The 18776-nt window shown below is 70.6% G+C and carries 18 protein-coding genes and 1 pseudogene; 9 read left to right on the top strand and 10 right to left on the bottom strand.

All coding sequences use genetic code 11. The features are described from left to right. Positions 1-8 precede the first annotated feature (8 nt). Positions 9-1559: a glycoside hydrolase family 10-like protein gene (locus tag FHR32_RS29925; protein WP_184757923.1), complete on the top strand. Its 1551-nt coding sequence runs from the start codon at positions 9-11 to the stop codon at positions 1557-1559. A 181-nt stretch (positions 1560-1740) separates the two neighbouring features. Here the strand turns inward: FHR32_RS29925 and FHR32_RS29920 are convergent, their stop codons facing one another. The 5 genes from FHR32_RS29920 to FHR32_RS29900 form a co-directional block, all read right to left on the bottom strand. After that, positions 1741-2892 carry a glutathione-independent formaldehyde dehydrogenase gene (locus FHR32_RS29920; protein WP_184757922.1) on the bottom strand — a complete coding sequence of 384 codons (1152 nt, stop codon included), beginning with the start codon at positions 2890-2892 and terminating at the stop codon, positions 1741-1743. Positions 2893-3242: 350 nt separating this feature from the next. Continuing rightward, positions 3243-4058 carry a carbohydrate ABC transporter permease gene (locus tag FHR32_RS29915; protein ID WP_221466452.1) on the bottom strand — a complete coding sequence of 272 codons (816 nt, stop codon included), beginning with the start codon at positions 4056-4058 and terminating at the stop codon, positions 3243-3245. A 1-nt stretch (position 4059) separates the two neighbouring features. Beyond that, a complete protein-coding gene (locus FHR32_RS29910) occupies positions 4060-5019 on the bottom strand; it encodes a carbohydrate ABC transporter permease (RefSeq protein ID WP_221466451.1) in 960 nt (319 codons plus the stop codon). A 76-nt stretch (positions 5020-5095) separates the two neighbouring features. After that, positions 5096-6376, bottom strand: a complete 1281-nt coding sequence (locus FHR32_RS29905) for an ABC transporter substrate-binding protein (protein WP_184757921.1) — start codon at positions 6374-6376, stop codon at positions 5096-5098. After that, entirely contained in the window at positions 6366-7631 is a 1266-nt protein-coding gene (locus FHR32_RS29900) for a Gfo/Idh/MocA family protein (RefSeq protein ID WP_184757920.1), read from the bottom strand. The genes FHR32_RS29905 and FHR32_RS29900 overlap by 11 nt, the downstream gene beginning before the upstream one ends. Before the next feature lie 109 nt (positions 7632-7740). Between FHR32_RS29900 and FHR32_RS29895 the strand changes: the two genes are divergently transcribed. After that, positions 7741-8838, top strand: a complete 1098-nt coding sequence (locus FHR32_RS29895) for an ROK family protein (protein WP_184757919.1) — start codon at positions 7741-7743, stop codon at positions 8836-8838. 66 nt (positions 8839-8904) lie between these two features. Here FHR32_RS29895 and FHR32_RS29890 read toward each other — a convergent pair whose 3' ends face one another. Then, positions 8905-9660, bottom strand: coding sequence for an IclR family transcriptional regulator (locus tag FHR32_RS29890; protein ID WP_184757918.1), 756 nt, complete (start codon positions 9658-9660; stop codon positions 8905-8907). Between the two features lie 47 nt (positions 9661-9707). Between FHR32_RS29890 and FHR32_RS29885 the strand changes: the two genes are divergently transcribed. The 4 genes from FHR32_RS29885 to FHR32_RS29870 are packed head-to-tail and all read left to right on the top strand — an operon-like array spanning position 9708 to position 13376. Further along, complete coding sequence (locus FHR32_RS29885; RefSeq protein WP_184757917.1) at positions 9708-10763, top strand: cupin domain-containing protein; 1056 nt, start codon at positions 9708-9710, stop codon at positions 10761-10763. After that, a complete protein-coding gene (locus tag FHR32_RS29880) occupies positions 10760-11581 on the top strand; it encodes a fumarylacetoacetate hydrolase family protein (RefSeq protein WP_184757916.1) in 822 nt (273 codons plus the stop codon). Before FHR32_RS29885 ends, FHR32_RS29880 begins: the two co-directional genes overlap by 4 nt. Continuing rightward, positions 11574-12242, top strand: a complete 669-nt coding sequence (locus FHR32_RS29875) for a maleylpyruvate isomerase family mycothiol-dependent enzyme (RefSeq protein ID WP_184757915.1) — start codon at positions 11574-11576, stop codon at positions 12240-12242. Before FHR32_RS29880 ends, FHR32_RS29875 begins: the two co-directional genes overlap by 8 nt. A gap of 18 nt (positions 12243-12260) precedes the next feature. Next, positions 12261-13376, top strand: a complete 1116-nt coding sequence (locus FHR32_RS29870; RefSeq protein ID WP_221466450.1) for an FAD-dependent monooxygenase — start codon at positions 12261-12263, stop codon at positions 13374-13376. A 126-nt stretch (positions 13377-13502) separates the two neighbouring features. On the opposite strand, the gene FHR32_RS29865 is transcribed toward FHR32_RS29870, so the two are convergent. The 3 genes from FHR32_RS29865 to FHR32_RS43180 are packed head-to-tail and all read right to left on the bottom strand — an operon-like array spanning position 13503 to position 15963. Beyond that, entirely contained in the window at positions 13503-14756 is a 1254-nt protein-coding gene (locus FHR32_RS29865; protein WP_221466449.1) for an FAD-dependent oxidoreductase, read from the bottom strand. Next, the gene (locus FHR32_RS43185; protein ID WP_221466448.1) at positions 14753-15322 is read right to left on the bottom strand and encodes an MFS transporter; all 570 of its coding nucleotides are present in this window, start codon (positions 15320-15322) and stop codon (positions 14753-14755) included. Before FHR32_RS43185 ends, FHR32_RS29865 begins: the two co-directional genes overlap by 4 nt. After that, complete coding sequence (locus FHR32_RS43180) at positions 15322-15963, bottom strand: MFS transporter (protein WP_221466447.1); 642 nt, start codon at positions 15961-15963, stop codon at positions 15322-15324. The genes FHR32_RS43185 and FHR32_RS43180 overlap by 1 nt, the downstream gene beginning before the upstream one ends. A gap of 514 nt (positions 15964-16477) precedes the next feature. Here FHR32_RS43180 and FHR32_RS29855 point away from each other — a divergent pair. The 3 genes from FHR32_RS29855 to FHR32_RS29845 all read left to right on the top strand — a co-directional run bounded on the left by FHR32_RS29855 (position 16478) and on the right by FHR32_RS29845 (position 18290). Then, complete coding sequence (locus FHR32_RS29855) at positions 16478-16654, top strand: NADPH-dependent FMN reductase family protein (protein WP_184757913.1); 177 nt, start codon at positions 16478-16480, stop codon at positions 16652-16654. A 121-nt stretch (positions 16655-16775) separates the two neighbouring features. Then, positions 16776-17696, top strand: coding sequence for an LLM class F420-dependent oxidoreductase (locus FHR32_RS29850; protein ID WP_184757912.1), 921 nt, complete (start codon positions 16776-16778; stop codon positions 17694-17696). 87 nt (positions 17697-17783) lie between these two features. Continuing rightward, on the top strand, positions 17784-18290 hold the full coding sequence (locus tag FHR32_RS29845; protein ID WP_184757911.1) for a hypothetical protein: 507 nt from the start codon (positions 17784-17786) through the stop codon (positions 18288-18290). A 230-nt stretch (positions 18291-18520) separates the two neighbouring features. On the opposite strand, the pseudogene FHR32_RS29840 reads toward FHR32_RS29845, so the two are convergent. Beyond that, positions 18521-18776 (bottom strand): annotated as a pseudogene (locus FHR32_RS29840) (phosphoglucomutase, alpha-D-glucose phosphate-specific); the annotation flags it as partial.

Here is an 18776-nt window from a genome sequence, read left to right as displayed (position 1 = left end):
GAGTCCGTATGAGCTCACCCACTCGACGCACCGTCCTGCGCGGCCTCGCCCTCGCCGCCGCGGCGACTGCGGTACCCCTGCCGGCCTTCGCCTCCTCCCTGGCCCCCGCCGGATACGCACCGTCGCTGCGCCAGATGCGCGGCATGTGGATCGCCTCGGTCGTCAACATCAACTGGCCGTCGAAGACGGGGCTGACCGCCGACCAGCAGAAGGCCGAGTACCTCGCCTGGCTCGACCTGGCACAGGCCCGCAAGCTGAACGCGGTGTTCGTGCAGATCCGGCCGACCGCCGACGCCTTCTGGCCCTCGCCGTTCGAGCCCTGGTCGCAGTATCTGACCGGAACCCAGGGGCAGGACCCCGGCTACGACCCGCTGGCCTTCCTGGTCGAGGAGACGCACAAGCGCGGGCTGGCCTTCCACGCGTGGTTCAACCCCTACCGCGTGTCGATGCAGCCCGACCCGGCCAAGCTGCACCCGGACCACCCGGGACGCAAGCACCCCGACTGGATCATCCCTTACGGCGGCAAGCTCTACTACAACCCGGGCATGCCCGAGGTGCGCGCGTTCGTGCAGGACGCGATGATGGACGCGGTGAGCAGGTACGACATCGACGGCCTGCACTTCGACGACTACTTCTACCCGGTCAACACCACCGCCTTCGACGACAGCGCGGCCTTCGCCCAGTACGGTCAGGGCTTCCCCGGCCTCGCGGCCTGGCGGCGTAACAACGTGGACCTGCTCGTACAGGAGATGCAGCAGCGGGTACGGCAGGCCAAGCCCGAGATCGCCTGGGGCATCAGCCCCTCCGGCATCTGGCGCAACAAGGCCACCGACCCCCTCGGCTCGGAGACGAGCGGCGGCCAGTCCTATGACAGCCTGCACGCCGACACCCGGGGCTGGGTCAAGAAGGGCTGGCTGGACTACATCGCGCCGCAGATCTACTGGTACATCGGCCAGTCGAACGCCGACTACGCCAAGCTGGTCCCCTGGTGGTCCGACGTGGCGGCGGGCACCGGCACGCAGCTCTGGATCGGTCAGGCCGCCTACAAGGCGGGGGCCGCCGGGCAGTCCGCCGAGTGGCTCCGGCCGAGCGAGCTCACCGACCACCTGACCCTGAACCGGAACCACCCCGAGGTCGGCGGCGACATCTGGTACAACTCCGCCGACGTCCGCGACGACCGGCTCGGCTCGGTCACCACCACCGTGACCGACCACTACACCCGCCCGGCCCTCGGCCCGCTGCTGCCCAGGCTCGCCGGCGGACGCGCGCCGCGCCGCCCGGCGCTCGCCTCGGCGCACCGGGTGAACGGAGGCACCGAGCTGCACATCATCGCCACCGGCAGGGACACGCCGTTCCAGTACGCGATCTACCGGCTCGACAAGCCCGCCAGGCCCGAGGACTTCACCGACGCCCGCAACCTGGTCGCGGTCGTCCCCGCCGACCGGAACGTGCGCTGGGTCGACCCGGCGGGCACCAAGGGTGCGCACTACTACGTGACGGCCGTCGACCGGGCCAACCGGCAGAGCCCGCCGAGCCAGGGCCGCCGCGTGCACTGGTGACCCGCACGCCGGAGATCCACAGGGGATGACCCCGCCCGGACGGGTCCGTGGCGCCGATCGATCGGCGCCACGGACCCGTCCGCCTGTTCCGGTCCAGATCCGCGTCGGAGGCGTGAACCCGCAGGAGACGGGACGCCTCAGCGTTCCGGGGTGATCAGCCGCCGGTGTTGCGGGCCTTGGGTCAGCGACGCCCGTTGGGGTGCAGCACGACCTTCGTCCAGCCCATGTCGCGCTTGTCGAAGTGCGCATAGCCCTCGGGGGCCTGATCGAGCGAGAGCTCGTGCGAGACGATCTGCGACGGCTTGGCCTTCCCCTCCCTGATGAGGTTGAGCAGCTTGCGGTTGTACCGCTTGACGGGGCACTGCCCGGTGCCCATGCTCTGGCCCTTGAACCAGAACATGCCGTAGTCGAAGGCGACCTCGCCCCGCTTGTACAGGTCGTCGGGACTGCCGGGGTCCTGCGGGATGAAGACTCCGACGACTCCCATGGAGCCGGCGAAGCGTACGGAGTTCACGAGGTTGTTCAGGGTCATGTTCGGGTGCTCGTGACCCTGCGGGTCGTGGGCCTGGTAGCCCACGCACTCGGCTCCCCGGTGAGCGCCCAGCCCGTCGGTGTGCTCCAGGATCTGATCGACCGGCGACCCCTTGGAGTCGTCGATGGGGATCCCGCCGAGCTTCTCGACGAGTGCGAGCCGGTCGGGATGGCGGTCCACGACCATGATCTTGCTCGCGCCCTTGATGGTCGCCGAGAGGGTCGCCATGAGCCCGACCGGGCCGGCGCCGTAGATGGCGATGGTCTCGCCGGGCAGCAGGCCGGCGAGCTCGGTGGAGTGCCAGCCGGTGGGGAAGATGTCGGAGAGCATGACGTAGTCGACCTGGTTGTCGCGGGCCTCGGGCGGCAGGATGAGGCAGTTGTGGTCGCCGTAGGGCACGCGGAGCAGTTCGGCCTGCCCGCCGCTGTAGGGGCCCATGTCGGCGAAGCCGTACGCGGCGCCGGCCATCCGCGGCTCGGGGTTGGTGGTCGTGCAGTAAGAGAAGAGACCGCGCTCGCAGTTCTCGCAGAAGCCGCACGAGATGTTGAACGGCAGGCACACCAGGTCTCCCACCTTCACGCGGTCGACGGCCTGACCCACCTCGATGACCTCGCCGAGGTTCTCGTGACCGAGCACCCGGCCGGTCTCCATGTCGGTCCGGCCTTCGTACATGTGCAGGTCGGATCCGCAGATGTTGGTGGTGGTGATCCTTACCAGGACGTCGGTCGGCTTTTCGATTCTCGCGTCGGGGACGTCCTTGACCTTGACGTCCATCGGCCCGTCATAGACGAGAGCTTTCACGGTCTTTCCCCCTTGCGTTCCCGCGGAACATCGGCGGGCGGCGACTTCGCGCGGACCCCGGCATGTCGTCGTCCTGAGCAGCCGCGCCGTCCCCGATGACATCGGTGAAAAAGCGTTCCGGCTGTGGGTCCCTCTCGGGTCCGGCCCGCACGGTCGTATAGAGACGCGGGCGAAAACCCTTCCTACCCAGCTTGTCACGATGCTGGATGGGTCATGCGGGCATAAGGGATATGTTCGCCCATTTCCCTATCCCGCCGATGCCGGATGGGTCACCGACCGGCCATCCCTCTTCAACGAATCACTTTGCGGTCACCGTGACCGAGCGGTGCGGCCGCCCGCGCGTCCGTCGGTCATTTCAACGCCCCGGCCGTCAGCCCCGCGACGATACGGCGCTGGCAGAAGAGCACCAGGATGACCAGGGGCACGGTGACGAGCACGCTGGCGGCCATCTGGGTGCCGAACGGGGTGTCGAACTTGGCGGCACCGGTGAACTGGGCGATCCGGACGGTCGCGGTCTGCCGGGACTGATCGTTGACCATGGTCACGGCGATGATGAACTCGTTCCAGGTCGCGATGAACGCCAGGATCGCCGTGGTGAAGATGCCCGGGGCGGCCAGCGGCAGCATGATCCGGCGGAACGCGGCCAGGGGCGTGCACCCGTCGATCATCGCGGACTGTTCCAGCTCGTAGGGCAGCTGCCGGAAGAAGGAGGTCAGGTTCCACACGGTCAGCGGCAGCGCGAAGGACATGCTCGGGACGATCATCGCCTGGTAGCTGTTGATCCAGCCGATCGAGGTGAACAGCTTGAGCAGCGGCACGATCAGCAGCGCGCCGGGGAACATCGACACCGCGATGACGAGTGCCAGGATGACGTTCTTGCCGCGGAAGGTCAGCCGGGCCAGCGCGTAGGCGGCCATGGTGCCGATGAGCATCGTGGCCGCTGTGGTCACTCCGGCCACGATGAGGCTGTTGACCAGAGACTGGCCGAAGCCGATGCCCTCGTCGAAGACGGCGGCGTAACTCTCCATCGACCATGGAGTAGGGAGAGGCGATTTATCGTATATGTCACTGGTCCTGCGGAAGCTGGAGACGACCATCCAGTAGAACGGCACCAGGCAGTAGAGCGCGATGCCGATCACACCGCCGTTGCGCAGCGCAGCGCGCACGTCAGGCCTCCTTCTTGCGTGTTCGCACGTCGCTCAGCAGGTCGGCGCCGAGCAGCCGGACGAAGACGTACGCGATCAGCGCGATGTAGAGGAACAGGACCGTGCCGTACGCCGACGCGGGACCGTAGTGCACGCGGGTCGCCTCGTCCCAGATCAGCCCCGACAGCGTCTCGACGGAGTGCTTGCGCGGCCCGATCAGGACGTACGGCAGGTCGAAGATGCGCAACGCGTCCATCAGGCGGAACAGCACCGCCACCAGCAGGGCCGGCCTGACCAGGGGCAGTGTGATCCGCCAGAACGTCTGCCTGGCCGAGGCCCCGTCCACCCGGGCCGCCTCGTAGACCTCGCCGGGGATGATCTGCAGCCCCGCCAGGACGAGCAGGCCGACGAAGGGGGCGGTCTTCCAGGTGTCGGCGATGATCACGGCGAACTTGGCGTAGACCCCCTCGGCGGTCCACAGGATGTCGGTGCCGAGGACCGCGTTCGCGACGCCGTCCGCCTGGAAGATCCACTTCCACATGAGGCCGGAGACCGCCGTGGGCACCGCCCAGGGGACGAGGATGCTGGCCCGCAGGAACGCCCGCCCGCGCATCGCCCGGTTCATCACCAGGGCCATGGCGAAACCGAGGACGACCTCGATGGAGACGGTGACGACGGTGAGGAGCGTCGTGTTGAACATCGCGTTCAGGAAACGCTCGCCCAGCACGCCCGCGTAGTTGGCCAGTCCGGCGAACCGCTCGCCCTCGACCACGAAACCGTCGGCGTCCAGCGTCTCGCCGCTGGTGTAGAACGACTCACGCGCGGCCGCGACCAGCGGGTAGAGCACCACCAGGGCCAGCACGATCAGGGTGGGCGACAGCATCAGGACCGCGGGCCACGACCGGCCGCGCCCGGCCCGGCGTCCCGGCCGGCGCGGGGGCCGCATGGCGGGTCCGGGCCGATCTGTGGTGACCGTGGCCACCGTTCACCTCCTTCGATGGACGGACCCGGTACGGCCGCGGCCTCATGGGGCGGCGCGCCGTACCGGTGGTAGAGGGTTACTGGAGCAGGGGGGTCAGTGCGGCCTGCAGTTCGGTCAGCGCCTGGTCGGCCGGCTTGGCGCCGGAGACCACGGCGTAGGCCGACTCCTGGATGGCGGCGGTGACGTCGCCGTACTTGACCGCCTTGGGGCGCGGCTTGGCGGCGAGGATGCCCTCCTTGAGCGCGGGCAGGTAGGGGTACTTCTTCACCAGCTCGGGGTCGTCGTAGAGCGAGGCGCGGGCCAGCGGGGTGGAGTTGATCAGCGCGAACGCCTTCTCCTGCTCGGCCGAGGTGACGAAGGCGATGAAGTCCCTGGCGGTCTCCTTGTGCTTGGAGAAGGACGAGACCGCGAGGTTGTTTCCGCCGAGGGTGCCCGCGCCGATACCGCTGCGGCCGGGCAGCGGTGCCACGTCGAACTTCCCGGCGACCTTGCTGGAACCGTCGGTCTTGTTGGACGACTCGTACATGTAGGCCCAGTTGCGGTAGAAGAGCAGCTTGCCCTCCTGGAAGGCGTTCCGGCCCTCCTCCTCCTTGTACGTGATCGCCTCCTTGGGGATCATCCCGCTCTTGAAGCCGTCGGCCAGGAAGGCGGCACCGGCCTTGGCACCCTCGCTGGTGAGCGCGGGCCTGCCGGACGCGTCGACGAACTCGCCGCCCGCGGAGTTGATCGCTTCGGAGAAGTTGACGGTGAGGCCCTCGTACTTGTCGAACTGGCCGCCGTAGCAGCTCATCCCCTTCTGCTTGGGCAGGACTCTGTCGCAGGCGGCCGTCATCTCCGCCCAGGTCGTCGGGGGCTTCTCGACGAGATCCTTGCGGTAGTAGAGCAGGCCGGTGCCGGTGAACAGCGGCATCGCATACAGCTTGTCGCGATACTTGCCGGTGTCGATCGCGGGCGGCAGGAAGCCGGAGGCGTCGAACGTGTCGGCGGGCAGCTCGTCGGCCCACCGGTTGGCGGCGAACTCGCTGGTCCACACCGCGTCGATCAGGATGACGTCGAGCGCGTCGGACTTGGTCTGGGCGTTCTGGATCAGCTTGCGGCGCTGCTCGTCGGCGCTCTCCGGAAGCACGGTGGAGGTCACCTTCTCGTCGGGGTGCTTGGCGTTCCAGGCGTCGACGATCTTCTGGGTGGCCTCGGCCTCGAACTTGCCGCTGGCGAAGGTGAGCGGCCCGCGTCCGCCGCCGGACGCCGAGGGTGCCGCTGTGCCCGCGGTTCCGGTCCCTGTGCCGGAACCGCAGGCGGCCATGCCGCCGAGCGCGACGCTCAGAGCCAGGCCGAGCGCCAGTTTCTTACCTTTCATGGGGGCTTCCTTCCAGAGTGACGGTTTCGCCGTTGAGCCGTGAGCGTTCGGCCGCCCAGGCGATGAGGTGGCTGTGCAGGCTCTCGCCGGGCGAGGACAGCACCTGGTGGGGGTCGCGGGTCCTGACCGCGGAGAGGAACGCCTCGACGAGCCCCCGGTCGCCGCCGCCGTGTCCGTCCGCAGCCGACGCGCCGCCCGCCGCCGTGGTGTCGATCGTCTCGGTGCCGCCGCCGACGAAGTCGTGGACGATGAGCCGGACCCCGTCTCCCTCGATCGAGCCGTGGGTCCCGAAGATCCGGGTCTGCCGGAAGTCCAGGGGGGTGAAGGCGGTCATGGTGAACGAGGCGGTCATGCCTCCCTCGAACTCCATGTTCACGACCTGGTGGTCGACCACGTCGTTGTCGCAGCCGTAGACGCAGCGGCCGTAGGGGCCGTTGCGCAGCGCCTCCAGCAGGCCCGCCTCGGTGACGTCGTCGGTGAGCACCGACAGCGGCCACGCCTCCGCGGCGGGATCACCGAGCATGGGCAGGTAGATGCGCTTGGCCGAGTACGGGCATCCCGCCTCGACCGGACAGTCGAGGCAGCGGTCGGTCGCACCCTCGGGGCGGCCGGCCGCGCGGAAGTGCGCGAGCCCGCCGAAAGAGGACACCCGGCTGACCTGCCTGCCGGTCAGATGGACCAGCCAGTCGAGGTCGTGGCATGACTTGGCGAGCAGCATGAACGTCGACTCGTCGGTCCGCCGCCAGTTGCCGCGGACGTAGGAGTGGGCCTGGTGCCACCAGCCGACCGGCTCCAGGTGCTGGATGCTGACGATCTCACCGATCCGCCCGGAGTCGATGATCTCCTTCAGCGCCCTGGTATAGGGCATGTACCTCATCACATGGCAGACCGCGAAGATCACCTTCGAGCGCTCGGCCGTCGCCACGATCCGGCGGCAGTCCTCCTCGGAGACGGCCATCGGCTTCTCCAGGAGGATGTCGTAACCGAGCTCGGCGAACCTGGTCGCGGGCTCGACGTGGTCGGTGTCCTGGGTGGCGATGATCACCGCGTCCGCCTGCCGGGGGAGCCGGGCGAGCTCCCGCCAGTCCTCGTACAGCGTGGCACCGGGGTGTTCGGCCGCGGCCCGTGAACGCCGGGCGGCCAGGGGCTCGGCCACCGCCACGACCTCGGCCGACGCGTCCCGGATGGCGTGACGCGCGTAGGAGGTCCCCCGAGAACCCGCCCCGACAAGGGCAAGGGTCACCGCTCGCGCCATCAGTCCTCCACTTATGTAACTAGGTAACATATGTCGGCCGATGCTAGGATCAGCACCTGTTGGGGTCAATAGGGGGAGCCGGTAACAGTTATGAAACGAGGTCTCGTAAGTGGCTGAGATCCGCCCGGGGGACCCTTCGCTGCTGCGCCGGGTCAACACCCAGGCCACGCTGCGCGCGCTGCGGCGTGAGGGGGTGACCACGCTCACCCGGCTCGGCCGGATCACCGGGCTCTCCCGCCAGACGGTCGAGGCGGTGCTGGAGGAGCTGGGGGAGCGCGGCTGGGTGCAGGAGTCCCCGCCTGACGGGGGCGCGATGGGCCGTCCCGCGCGGCGGTTCCGTTTCCGCGCGGACGCCGGCCACGTGCTCGGCGTGGACGTCGGCGCCAACAAGATCCTCGCGACGCTCGCCGACCTCAACGGGGAGGTCGTCGCCACGGAGCGCGCCACGGTGTCCGGCGACGCCCTGGCGCCGGAGCGGCTGGAACGGGCGGAGCGGACCGCACTGGCCTGCGTCGACCGTGCCGGTGTGCCACGGACGCGGGTCTGGGCGGTCACCGCCGGCACCTCCGGCATCGTCGACCGGTCCGGACGGGTGTCGCTGTCCACCGTGCTGCCGGGCTGGACCGGGGTGGACCTGGCGAGCATCGCCGGGCGGTGGCTCGGCTGCCCGGGATTCGCCGAGAACGACGCCAACCTGGCCATGCTCGCCGAGCACTGGCGGGGCAGCGCGCAGCACGCCGCCGACGTGGTCTACCTGCTCGTCGGGCACCGGACGGGAGCGGGCATCCTCATCGCCGGCCGGCTGCACCGTGGCCGGGGTGGGGGCGCCGGCGAGATCGGCGCCCTGCGACAGGTGGGCTGGGAGGACGGCTCCGCCGAGCTGACGAAGGACGCCGACGCCGACCAGGTGTTCGTGGCGGCGCGGGCGGGCGACCCCGAGGCGCTGAAGGCGGTCGACCGGTTCGCCTGGAACCTCGCGATCGGTGCCTCGGCGCTCGTCCTGGCGGTCGACCCCGACCTCGTGGTGGTCGGCGGCGGCTGCTCGAGAGCCGGTGACGTCCTGCTGGTGCCGCTCCGGCGCTACCTTGACGAGCTCTGTCTCAGGGCTCCGGAGGTGGCGCTCTCCACCTTCGGCGATGAGAGCGTGGCGCTGGGCGGGGTGCGCCTGGCGCTGGACCACGTCGAGCGGGAGGTGCTCGGCCTCTGAGCGGGGGGCGGTCAGGTGCTCCGTCGGAGCACCGGAGCGGACGCGCTCGGCGGGCCGGCTGGGATCTCAGAGATCGGGGAGGTCCGCGAGGGTGTGCTCGGTCTCCAGGATGGCGCGGTGGAGCTCGCGGGCGAAGGGGCCGATCCGGTCGGGACCGAACCTGGCGGAGGGGATCGCGATCGACAGCGCGGCGATCGCGCCACCCTGCCTGTTGTGCACGGCGGCGCCGATCGCCGACACCCCCTGCTCGGTCTCCTCGATGTTGAGGCCGTATCCGCGGGCGCGGATGTCGCCGAGGTCACGCGTCAGCCCGGCCCGTTCGGCGTCCGGAAGGTCCGGGTACAGCTCCCGGATCCGCTCGTCGGACAGTTCGGCGAGCAGGACCTTGCCGCCGGACGCCCGATGGGCGGGCAGGATCGTGCCCCGCCGGTCGCCGACATGGAGGATCTGCGACGACTCCACGCTGGACAGGAAACGGACCTCCGTGCCCACGCGGACCATGAGGTTGACGGTCTCGTGAACCCTTCCGCACAGCGTCTCCATGTGCGGCCGGGCGAGCTCGCGCAGCTTCCGGAGGGTGGAGCCCCCGATGTCGCCCCCTCCCGAGGACAGGAACGGCCCCGGAAGGTAGATGTGGTTGTCGTCCTGTACGGCGAAGTCCCGGTAGACCAGCATGGCGAGCAACCGGTGGGCGGTGGACCGGGCGATGCCCAGCTCTCTGGCGACATCGGTGACCTTGAGCTTCCCCTGGTCGCGCAGCATGTGCAGCAGGAGCAGCACGTTGTCGACGGAGCCGAGGGCATACGCCGGCTTGTTCTTCATAGAAGAATAATAGTGCACTATAAAGAATCTGTTTATAGCTTGGCGCCATGAACCCAACTGAAGAGGCGGCGCTCCAGCGGCTGTACGCCGACTTCGACGCCGAGCATCTGCTCCCGCTCTGGACCCAGGTGGGCGACCTCATGCCGGCGCATCCCCGGCCCCAGGCGAGGCCGCACGTGTGGGAGTGGAAACGGCTCTACCCGCTCGCCCGGCGCGCCGGCGACCTGGTGCCCGTGGGCCGTGGAGGAGAGCGCCGGGCGATCGCGCTGGCCAATCCGGGCCTGGAGGGCCGGCCGTACGCGACTCCGACGCTGTGGGCGGCGATCCAGTATCTCGGCCCGCGCGAGGTCGCTCCCGAGCATCGGCACACCCAGAACGCCTTCCGCTTCGTCGTCGAGGGCGAAGGGGTCTGGACGGTCGTGGACGGCGATCCCGTGGCCATGCGGCGCGGTGACTTCCTGCTGACCCCGGGCTGGCACTTCCACGGTCACCACAACACCACCGACACCCCGATGGCCTGGATCGACGGGCTCGACATCCCGTTCGTCCACTACACCGACAGTTCGTTCTTCGAGTTCGGGCCGGAGCAGGTCACCGACACCGGCACACCGTCGGTGTCCCGGTCCGAGCGGCTCTGGGCGCACCCGGGCCTGCGGCCGCTGTCGGGGCTGGGGGCCAGGGCGCACTCGCCGATCGCCGCCTACCGCTGGGAGCACACCGACCGCGCGCTGGACGAGCAACTGGCACTGGAGGACGAGGGCCACGCCGCGACCGTCGAGCCCGGGCACGCCGCCGTCCGCTACACCAACCCCACCACCGGGGGCGACGTCATGCCGACCATCCGGGCCGAGTTCCACCGGCTCCGGCCCGGCACGCGGACCCGGACCCGGCGCGAGGTCGGCTCCTCGGTCTACCAGGTGTTCGACGGCGACGGCGTGTTCACGCTGGACGGCGTCGAGCGGCGGCTCACCCGCGGCGACCTCGCCGTGGTGCCGTCGTGGTCCACGCTGACGGTCCAGGCCGATTCGCGGTTCGACCTGTTCCGGTTCAGCGACACCCCCATCTTCGAGGCACTGCACCAGTTCAAGGAGGAGACCGAGTGAAGCTCGCAACACTGCGCCTGCCCGGCCGCACGGCGGCGGTGCGCGTCGAGGGTGACCACGCCGTGGAGCTGGACGCCGCCGACGTCGGCGAGCTGCTCGCCCTGCCCGGCTGGCGGGAGCTGGCCGCCTCCGGCGCGGGCGCCTCGCACCCGACGGCCTCGGCGGACTACGCGCCGGTCGTCCCGCGCCCGGGCAAGATCCTGTGCGTCGGGCTGAACTACCGGGCGCACATCCTGGAGATGGGCCGCGAACTCCCGCAGCACCCAACGATCTTCGCCAAGTTCCCCGAGGCGCTGATCGGCCCCTACGACGACATCGTGCTCCCCGCCGTCTCCCAGGCCGTGGACTGGGAGGCCGAGCTGGCCGTCGTGATCGGAGACACCGTCCGGCACGCGAGCCCCGACCAGGCGCGGGCCGCGATCGCCGGCTACTCGATCCTCAACGACGTGACGGCCCGCGACTACCAGTACCGCACCCTCCAGTGGCTGCAGGGCAAGACCTTCGAGGCCACGACGCCGTTCGGTCCGGTCCTGGTCACGCCGGACGAGCTGGGCGAGGGCCTCGCGCTCTCCTGTGAGGTCGACGGGGAGACCGTGCAGCGGGCCGACACCGCCGATCTGGTCTTCGGGCCCGCGGAGCTGATCGCCTATCTGTCGGAGATCCTCACCCTGCGCCCCGGCGACGTGATCGCCACGGGCACCCCCGGCGGGGTGGGCCATGCCCGCACGCCGCAGCGGTATCTGGGCGACGGGAGCAGGCTGGTGACGCGCATCGCCGGGATCGGCGAGCTGGCCAACACGGCGCGCGGCGATGGCTGACGCCTGGCTGGAAGAGGGCACGGCACTGTTCACCGCCTGCCTCGACGCCGCCGATCTGGACGCGCCGTCCCGGCTGCCGGGCTGGACCGGCCGCCACCTGGCCGCCCACGTCGCCTACAACGCCAAGGCCCTGACCCGGCTCGTGCACTGGGCGCGGACGGGGGAGGAGACCCCGATGTACGCGGGAGCGGAGGCACGCGACGCCGAGATCGAGGCGGGGGCCGCGCTCGGGCCCGCCGTACTGCGCGGACTGGTCGCCGAGACGGCGGAGGAGCTGAGGTCGGCGCTGGAGGGGCTGTCGGACCTCCAGTGGCGGGCGCAGGTCGTCACCGCGCAGGGGCGGACCGTCCCCGCAACGGAGATCCCGTGGATGCGTGTCCGCGAGGTGTGGGTGCACGCCGTCGACCTCGGCGCGGGCGCGCGCTTCGACGATTTCCCACCCGACCTCGTGGACGCGCTGCTGACCGACGTGACACAGAGCCGGCTGCGGCGCGGGCAGGAGCCGTCGTTCACCCTCGCGCCCCACGACCGGGACCGGACCTGGGGCGCGGACGCGTCCGGGCCGCACGTCACCGGACCGGCCGCCCGGATCGCGGCGTGGATGACCGGGCGCGGCGAGGCCCCCGAGGCGTCGCTGCCCGCACCCGGCCGCTGGCTCTAGGGCCCTGAAAGGATGAACATGAAGCGTGTCGAGGTGCTCGTCGCCGGGGGCGGGATCGGCGGGCTGGCCGCGGCGTACACCCAGGCCAGAGCCGGCCGTGGCGTCCGCCTGCTCGAACGGGCCGAGGAGTTCGGCGAGGTGGGGGCCGGGCTGCAGCTCGGCCCCAACGCCACCCGCGTGCTCGCCGGGTGGGGCCTGCTGGACGAGGTCGTCGCGACGGGGGTGCTGCCCAGGAGGCTGGTCTTCCGCGACGCGGTCAGCGCCGAGGAGCTCACCCATCTGGACCTGGGCGGGGAGTTCCAGCGGCGGTATCACGGCCCCTACGTCGTCGCCCACCGCAGCGACCTGCACCGGATCCTGCTCCGGGCCTGCGAGCGCGAGGGCGTGGAACTGGTCAAGGGTGTCAGCGTCGAACGGGTGGAGACCGCGGGATCGGGCGCGCGCGCCTTCTGCGCCGACGGTTCGGTGCACGAGGGCGACGTGGTGCTGGGCGCCGACGGGCTGCAGTCCCGCCTGCGGGCGAAGATCGTCACCGACAGTCCAGTGGAATCAGGATTCGTCGCCCACAGGGGAACGTTCCCCGCCGGAGGGGTCGACATCAACCCTGACGAGGTCGTCGCCTGGCTCGGCCCGGACTGTCATCTCGTGCAGTACCCGTTGCGGCAGGGGGAGATGCTCAACCAGGTCGCCGTCTTCCGCGGGCCCGGGGACCTGGACGCCGCCTTCGAGCGGTGCTGCGACCAGGTCCAGGCTGCCCTGTCGCACCTGTGGCGCGACCGTCACTGGAACATGCTCGACAGGGCGCCGGCCACCTCGTGGGTCGACGGGCGGCTCGCGCTGGTCGGCGACGCCGCCCACCCGATGCTGCAGTATCTCGCCCAGGGCGCCTGCCAGGCCCTGGAGGACGCCCAGGTGCTGGCCGAGCAGTCCGTCAAGCACGCCGGCTCGTGGGACGACGCTCTCGCCGGCTACCAGGAGATCCGCGTTCCGCGTACCGCGCGGGTGCAGGCCACCGCCCGGATCTGGGGCGACATCTGGCATGTCGACGGCCTGGGCAGGACCATGCGGAACGAGCTGATGCGGACCCGCGACCTGTCGAGCCACAAGTACACCGACTGGCTCTACGGGGTCTGAACGCACGACAGGAGAGAGCGGAGACCGGGCGCGGTCACCTTCCGGTGGTCGCGCCCGGTCGTGTCCGGGGTTCCCTGTGCGGAGATCCGCGTCAGGGGCCGGGGCCCGTTGTGTGAGAGATCCACGTCAGGGAAGAAAGGCGTCCTGCCGGGACAGCTCGGTCCGTACGGCGTGCGCGTCGGTCTTGCCCTGGTCGGCGACTCCGGCGGCGGCGACCCCCGCGGCGTGACCCGTCGCGAACGCGGTGCCCATGACCCTCAGGGAGCCGCCGGCCGCCCTGTCGCCGTCGATGGTGCGGCCCGCGGCGAAGAGGTTTCCGGTGTCGGCGCTGCATATCGCGCCGAAGGGGATCTCGTAGTAGCCGTCGCCCTCGATGAACCTCCACTCGGAGGGCACACCGGGCCCCGGGTGGTACTCCACCGGCCAGGCGCCGAGCGCGACGGCGTCGTCGAACCGGCCGCCGCCCAGCACGTCGGACTCCGACATCCGGTACTGGGCGACGACGTGCCGGGATTCCCTGGTGCCCAGCTCCGGGCCGGTGCTGACGATATGGGCGCCCGCGCAGCCCGGAAGCGAGCGGATCACCTCGAGGTAGGCCCGGGACTGCTCCCGCGCGGAGATCTCGGCCCGGCTGGTGTCGCCCGCGTCGCGGGCGTCGTAGGCCTCGTCGACCAGGTAGGCGATGACGTCGCCCGAGATCGGGAGACGGGCGATCAGGCCCTGCTCGGCGAGGAGCGGTCCGTCGCCGCGTGCCTTGGCGGCGCGGACGGCCTCCCGGACCGTGTCCCTGGTGACCAGGGCGTCGGCGGGGATGCCGCCGAAGCGGACGCCGAGTGACCCGTTCTGGACCTTGCCGTCGTTGCCGTAGCGGACCCCGGCGCCGGCGCGGGCGGCGAGGTCGGCCTCGCCCGTCGCGTCCACGAAGGCCGACGCGGTGACCTCGTGCACTCCCGAATGGTCGGCGATCTGAGCCGACACGATGCGGCCGTCCTCTCGCCGGGCACCCAGCAGCATGCTGTGCAGCCGGGGCTCCGCTCCCGCGCCGACGCACAGGTCGTCGAGCACCCGCTTGGCGGTCTCGGGGTCGAAGACGACGGCCACGGCCGTGAACTTCTGCGGCGCGGTGACGGCCCCCTCGGCGCGCAGGCCGGCCAGGACCTCCTCGGCCACGCCGTACACCACCTGCGTGTACGGCTCAGCCCGTGTGTACAGGCCGCAGTAGGTGAGGACGTTGCGAAGGGTGGCGGCGCCGCCCAGGCACGGGCCGCGCTCGACAAGGAGCGTGCGTGCGCCGGCGCGGGCCGCGCCGACCGCGGCGGCGACCCCGCCGGATCCGCCCCCTGCGACGATCACGTCGTAGTGCTCGGTCATCTGGATCATGCCGCCTTTCCGGGCTCGCGGACGAAGAACATGAGGATCGCGCCGATGAGGGGGCCGATCGCGAGGGTCACGAAGGCCGCGTAGAAGGAGCCCGTCGTCTGGAAGACCGCGCCGATGACGACGGGGACGATGACGCTGCCGAGCTGCCAGACCGCGTTGGTCGCTCCCGCCGCGGAGCCGGCCAGCCGCCGGCCGGACAGGTCGGGGATCATCGCGACCATGAGCGGGCTGTAGATGTAGGCGCCGAGTCCGAGGAAGGGCGCCACGATGAGGAACTGGGTCGCCGTGGTCATGCTGCCGAAGACCAGCAGCGTGACCACGAAGAACGCCAGGACGATCACGGTGGGGATCCTGCGGCCCTTGCCGATCAGGTCGGTCACCAGTCCGATCAGCGGCTTGCTGACGACGGCCACGATACCGAAGAGCACAACGACGGTCCCGGCGGTCACCGGGTCGATGCCGTTGCCCTTCACCATCAGCGTGTTCGACCAGGTGATGAAGCCATAGGTGCCCCAGAGGCCGCCGAATCCGGCCAGGCCGAGCAGGAGCAGGTCGCGGTTGCCCATCAGGGGGCGCAGATCCGGCTTCTGCGGCCCGGCCTCGCTCCGGGCGCCGGCACCGCCGTTGCGGATGAGGAAGAGGCAAGTACCATCGAGACCGCCCCGAAGAAGTGGTAGGAGGTCTGCCAGTTCTGCCACTGGATGAGCCGGGGCACGACGGCGTTGGCGATCACGGTGCCCAGCGAGGTGGCGGTCATGAAAACGCCCATGGCCAGTCCCCGGCCCTCGGAGGTGAACCACACCGTGATGAGCTTGACACCGGCGGCGTAGTCGGCTCCGGCGAACAGGCCGATGAGTGCCTGGAAGGCGATGCCGACGCCTGCCGAGGGGCTCGATCCGAACAGAACCATGAACGCGCCGGCCACGAACAGCGATCCGGCCAGGATGTTCCTCGCGCCCAGCCAGTCGGTGAGGAAACCGCCTCCGGCGTTGGAGACGACGTAGCCGACGTAGTAGGCCGTCGCGAAGAGGCCCAGCCCCGCCAGGGAGACTCCCAGCGCCTCTCCGACCGATGCCGAAGCCGGGCCCCAGGTCGAGCGGTCGACCGAGGTCATCGTGAACGACGCCCAGCACAGCAGGAGGATTACCCAGCGGTACGGTGACGAGGTGCCGGCCGGAGCCTGGCGGGGCGTGGCTTGAACGCTCATGAAAGCCCTTTCGGTGACCGCCTGACCGGACGGGGGAGTCGATACCGGTCATGTGGTGTGAGTGCGCTCACGTTACCGCTCGTGTAGCGCGCTGAGGAAACATGAATGAAACTTTCTTCTATAAGGAACAGTGTCGGTGGCCGGCCGCATGAAATCGCCGGCCGTCGCGAGGCGCGGTCTCCGGGAACTCCGGCCCCGCCGCCTCGATGAGTCCGTGAGGGCGGCAGGGGGCGGCGTTCCGGACGTTTCCGGAGCGAGAGGAGGCGCGGGTCGAGGTCATGGGCCCGGCCACGTTTGGCGGAGAGACCGCCGAACTTTGAGGGAAAAATGTGCGCGGACGCGTTCGTTCCCCGTCCTGTGGGGCACGGGGCGGGTGTGATGGAGCGTGAAGCCCGGCGGTTGTGTCGGATAGCTGGGGGAGCCGCGCCGGCGGAGGCCGCGTCCGCGTGATCGGCTCGGCGAGATTCCCCCGTGCTCGTAGTGTCGCGGGGTCGCGACAGGGATGGGGCCGGGGATGAAGATCATTGGAATGGCCGGCAGCCTTCGGCAGGGGGAGCACAGCGTCCTGCCGCCCCAGCTCGGTCACGCGCTGGACTGGATGGCCTCCCGGCGCGGCGGCGCGGTCCTCGTGGGCAAGCCGGTGGCGGTGGTGACCGCCTGCCCGCGATCCGTACGGCGATCACAGTGGTGACGGTCCCGCTCTCCGAGGGGCAGGTGCCCCCGGAGAGCGGGCGCCGCGACGACACGGGCAGGGAAACGCCTCCCGCCCGATCGGAATCGAACAGTATGGTCAAGCTTGATCGGAGACAGTGATGGGCATCGGACGGATCGGTGTATGGCATCCCCTGTTGAGCAGGGCTCCGGCCCCGGCCGTCCGGCAGGCCGCGGCCGAGATCGAGCAGCTCGGCTACGACACGCTGTGGTTCGGTGAGGCGCAGGGGGGCAGGGAGGCGTTCAGCGCCGCGGGAATCCTGCTCGCGGCCACGGAGCGCATCTCGGTCGCGACCGGCATCGCCAACATCTGGGTGCGGGACGCGACGGCCATGGCGGCCGGGGGGAGGGCACTCGGCGAGGCCTACCCGGGGCGGTTCGCCCTGGGCATCGGGGTCAGCCACGCCCCTCTCGTCTCCCAGCGCGGTCACGACTACACGCGTCCCCTCGCCGCGATGAGCGCCTATCTCGACGCGATGGACACCGCCGCACGTGACCTGCCGTTCACCGACGACCCGCCCACGCCCAGGTTGCTCGCCGCGCTGCGGCCCCGGATGCTGGAGCTCGCCCGGGACAAGGCCGACGGCGCCCACCCGTACTTCGTGCCGCTGGAGCACACCGTGCTCGCCCGGAAGACCCTCGGCCCGGGGCCGATCCTCGCCCCGGAGCAGGCCGTCGTCCTGGAGCGCGACCCGGCCAGAGCGAGGGAGATCGCCCGCGGGCACATGGCCGGTTACCTGAGGTTGCCGAACTACGTCAACAACCTGCGCCACCTCGGCTACGAGGACGACGACTTCGTCGGCGGAGGCAGCGACCGGCTGGTGGACGCGATCGTCGCGTGGGGGGACGCGGAGGCCGTCGCCAGGCGGATCAACGCCCATCTCGACGCCGGAGCGGACCACGTCGCGATCCAGCCGCTCCCCCCCGACCTGCGCGGGGGCGTCGCCCAGCTCGCGGAACTGGCATCCGCTCTGGGCGTGCGGCCAGGGGGCGGGCCGGGACCGGTCCCCGGGGAGGGCTGACGGCCAGGCAGAGGACGCTCCGCCCCGGCGACGCCCCCGGCCGCAACCGCTCTGCGGCGCCGTACGAATAGGAAAGGGGAGGTCGTCGTGGGTGATGTGAAGGAGGAACGGGCGCTGCGGGCTCTGGGCGCGGCACTCGACGAACACGCCCCCGTCATCCGCCACGGGCGCAGGGAGTTCCCCGAGGGCACGCCCTTCCTCTGGATGAGTTTTCCCGGATCGGGAGAGGCGACCGTCTTCCTCGACGGCCGCCAATGGATCTGCCTGGGCGAGCCCGGCGGGGGCAGGGCGCCGACCCAGCTGGCCGCCGGTCAGGTCGACGACGATCCCGCACTGGTCGCCGAACGGCTGGTGTCCGCGCTGATCTCGGCACGCAGGCGTCCCAGCGCTCCCGTGAGAGCTCTGCGCGCCTCCGGGATCGGCCTCGCCGCCGGAGTGGGCGTCTGCCTGCTGAGCATGATCATCATGGCGATACTCGTCGGCGGCAACGGCTACCTCACCGACACGACGATCTCCGCGGTGCACGTCCTGGCCGCCGTGCTCGGTGGCGGAGCCGGTCTCTGGGCGGGCGTCCGCTGGTGGCGGCGGGGCTGACCCGTGCGTGATCGTCTTTCCCGTGGGCGGGAAACGGTGAGGCGATCAGTTGGAGGAGCGCAATGGCCGAGTTGCTGGCGATCTACAACGAGGGGGCGGGCAACGCGGACGACGCCGTCCGGAGGGCGGCCATGACGGCGAGCTGACCGGCCCGGCGCCGCTGGACGGTCATGCCCGCCGCCTGGCGGATGTTCACCTTCCGGGGGCGCCGTCCGAGGGTGCCCCTCCGGTCACTTGAGCGATTCCGAGACCAGGTCCCTGGCCGCCTCCTGCACCTCGGCGAGGTGCTCGGGCCCCTTGAAGGACTCGGCGTAGATCTTGTACACGTCCTCTGTGCCGGAGGGGCGGGCGGCGAACCACGCGCTGTCGGTGCTGACCTTGACCCCGCCGAGGGCGGCTCCGTTGCCGGGCGCCGAGGTGAGCACCTGCCTGATCGGCTCCCCGGCGAGAGTCTCGGCGGTGACCTGCTCGGCCGAGAGCCTGGCG

This window comes from Streptosporangium album (genome assembly GCF_014203795.1).
GTDB classification, from domain to species: domain Bacteria; phylum Actinomycetota; class Actinomycetes; order Streptosporangiales; family Streptosporangiaceae; genus Streptosporangium; species Streptosporangium album.
This window is presented reverse-complemented; position numbering and strand designations above follow the sequence as displayed.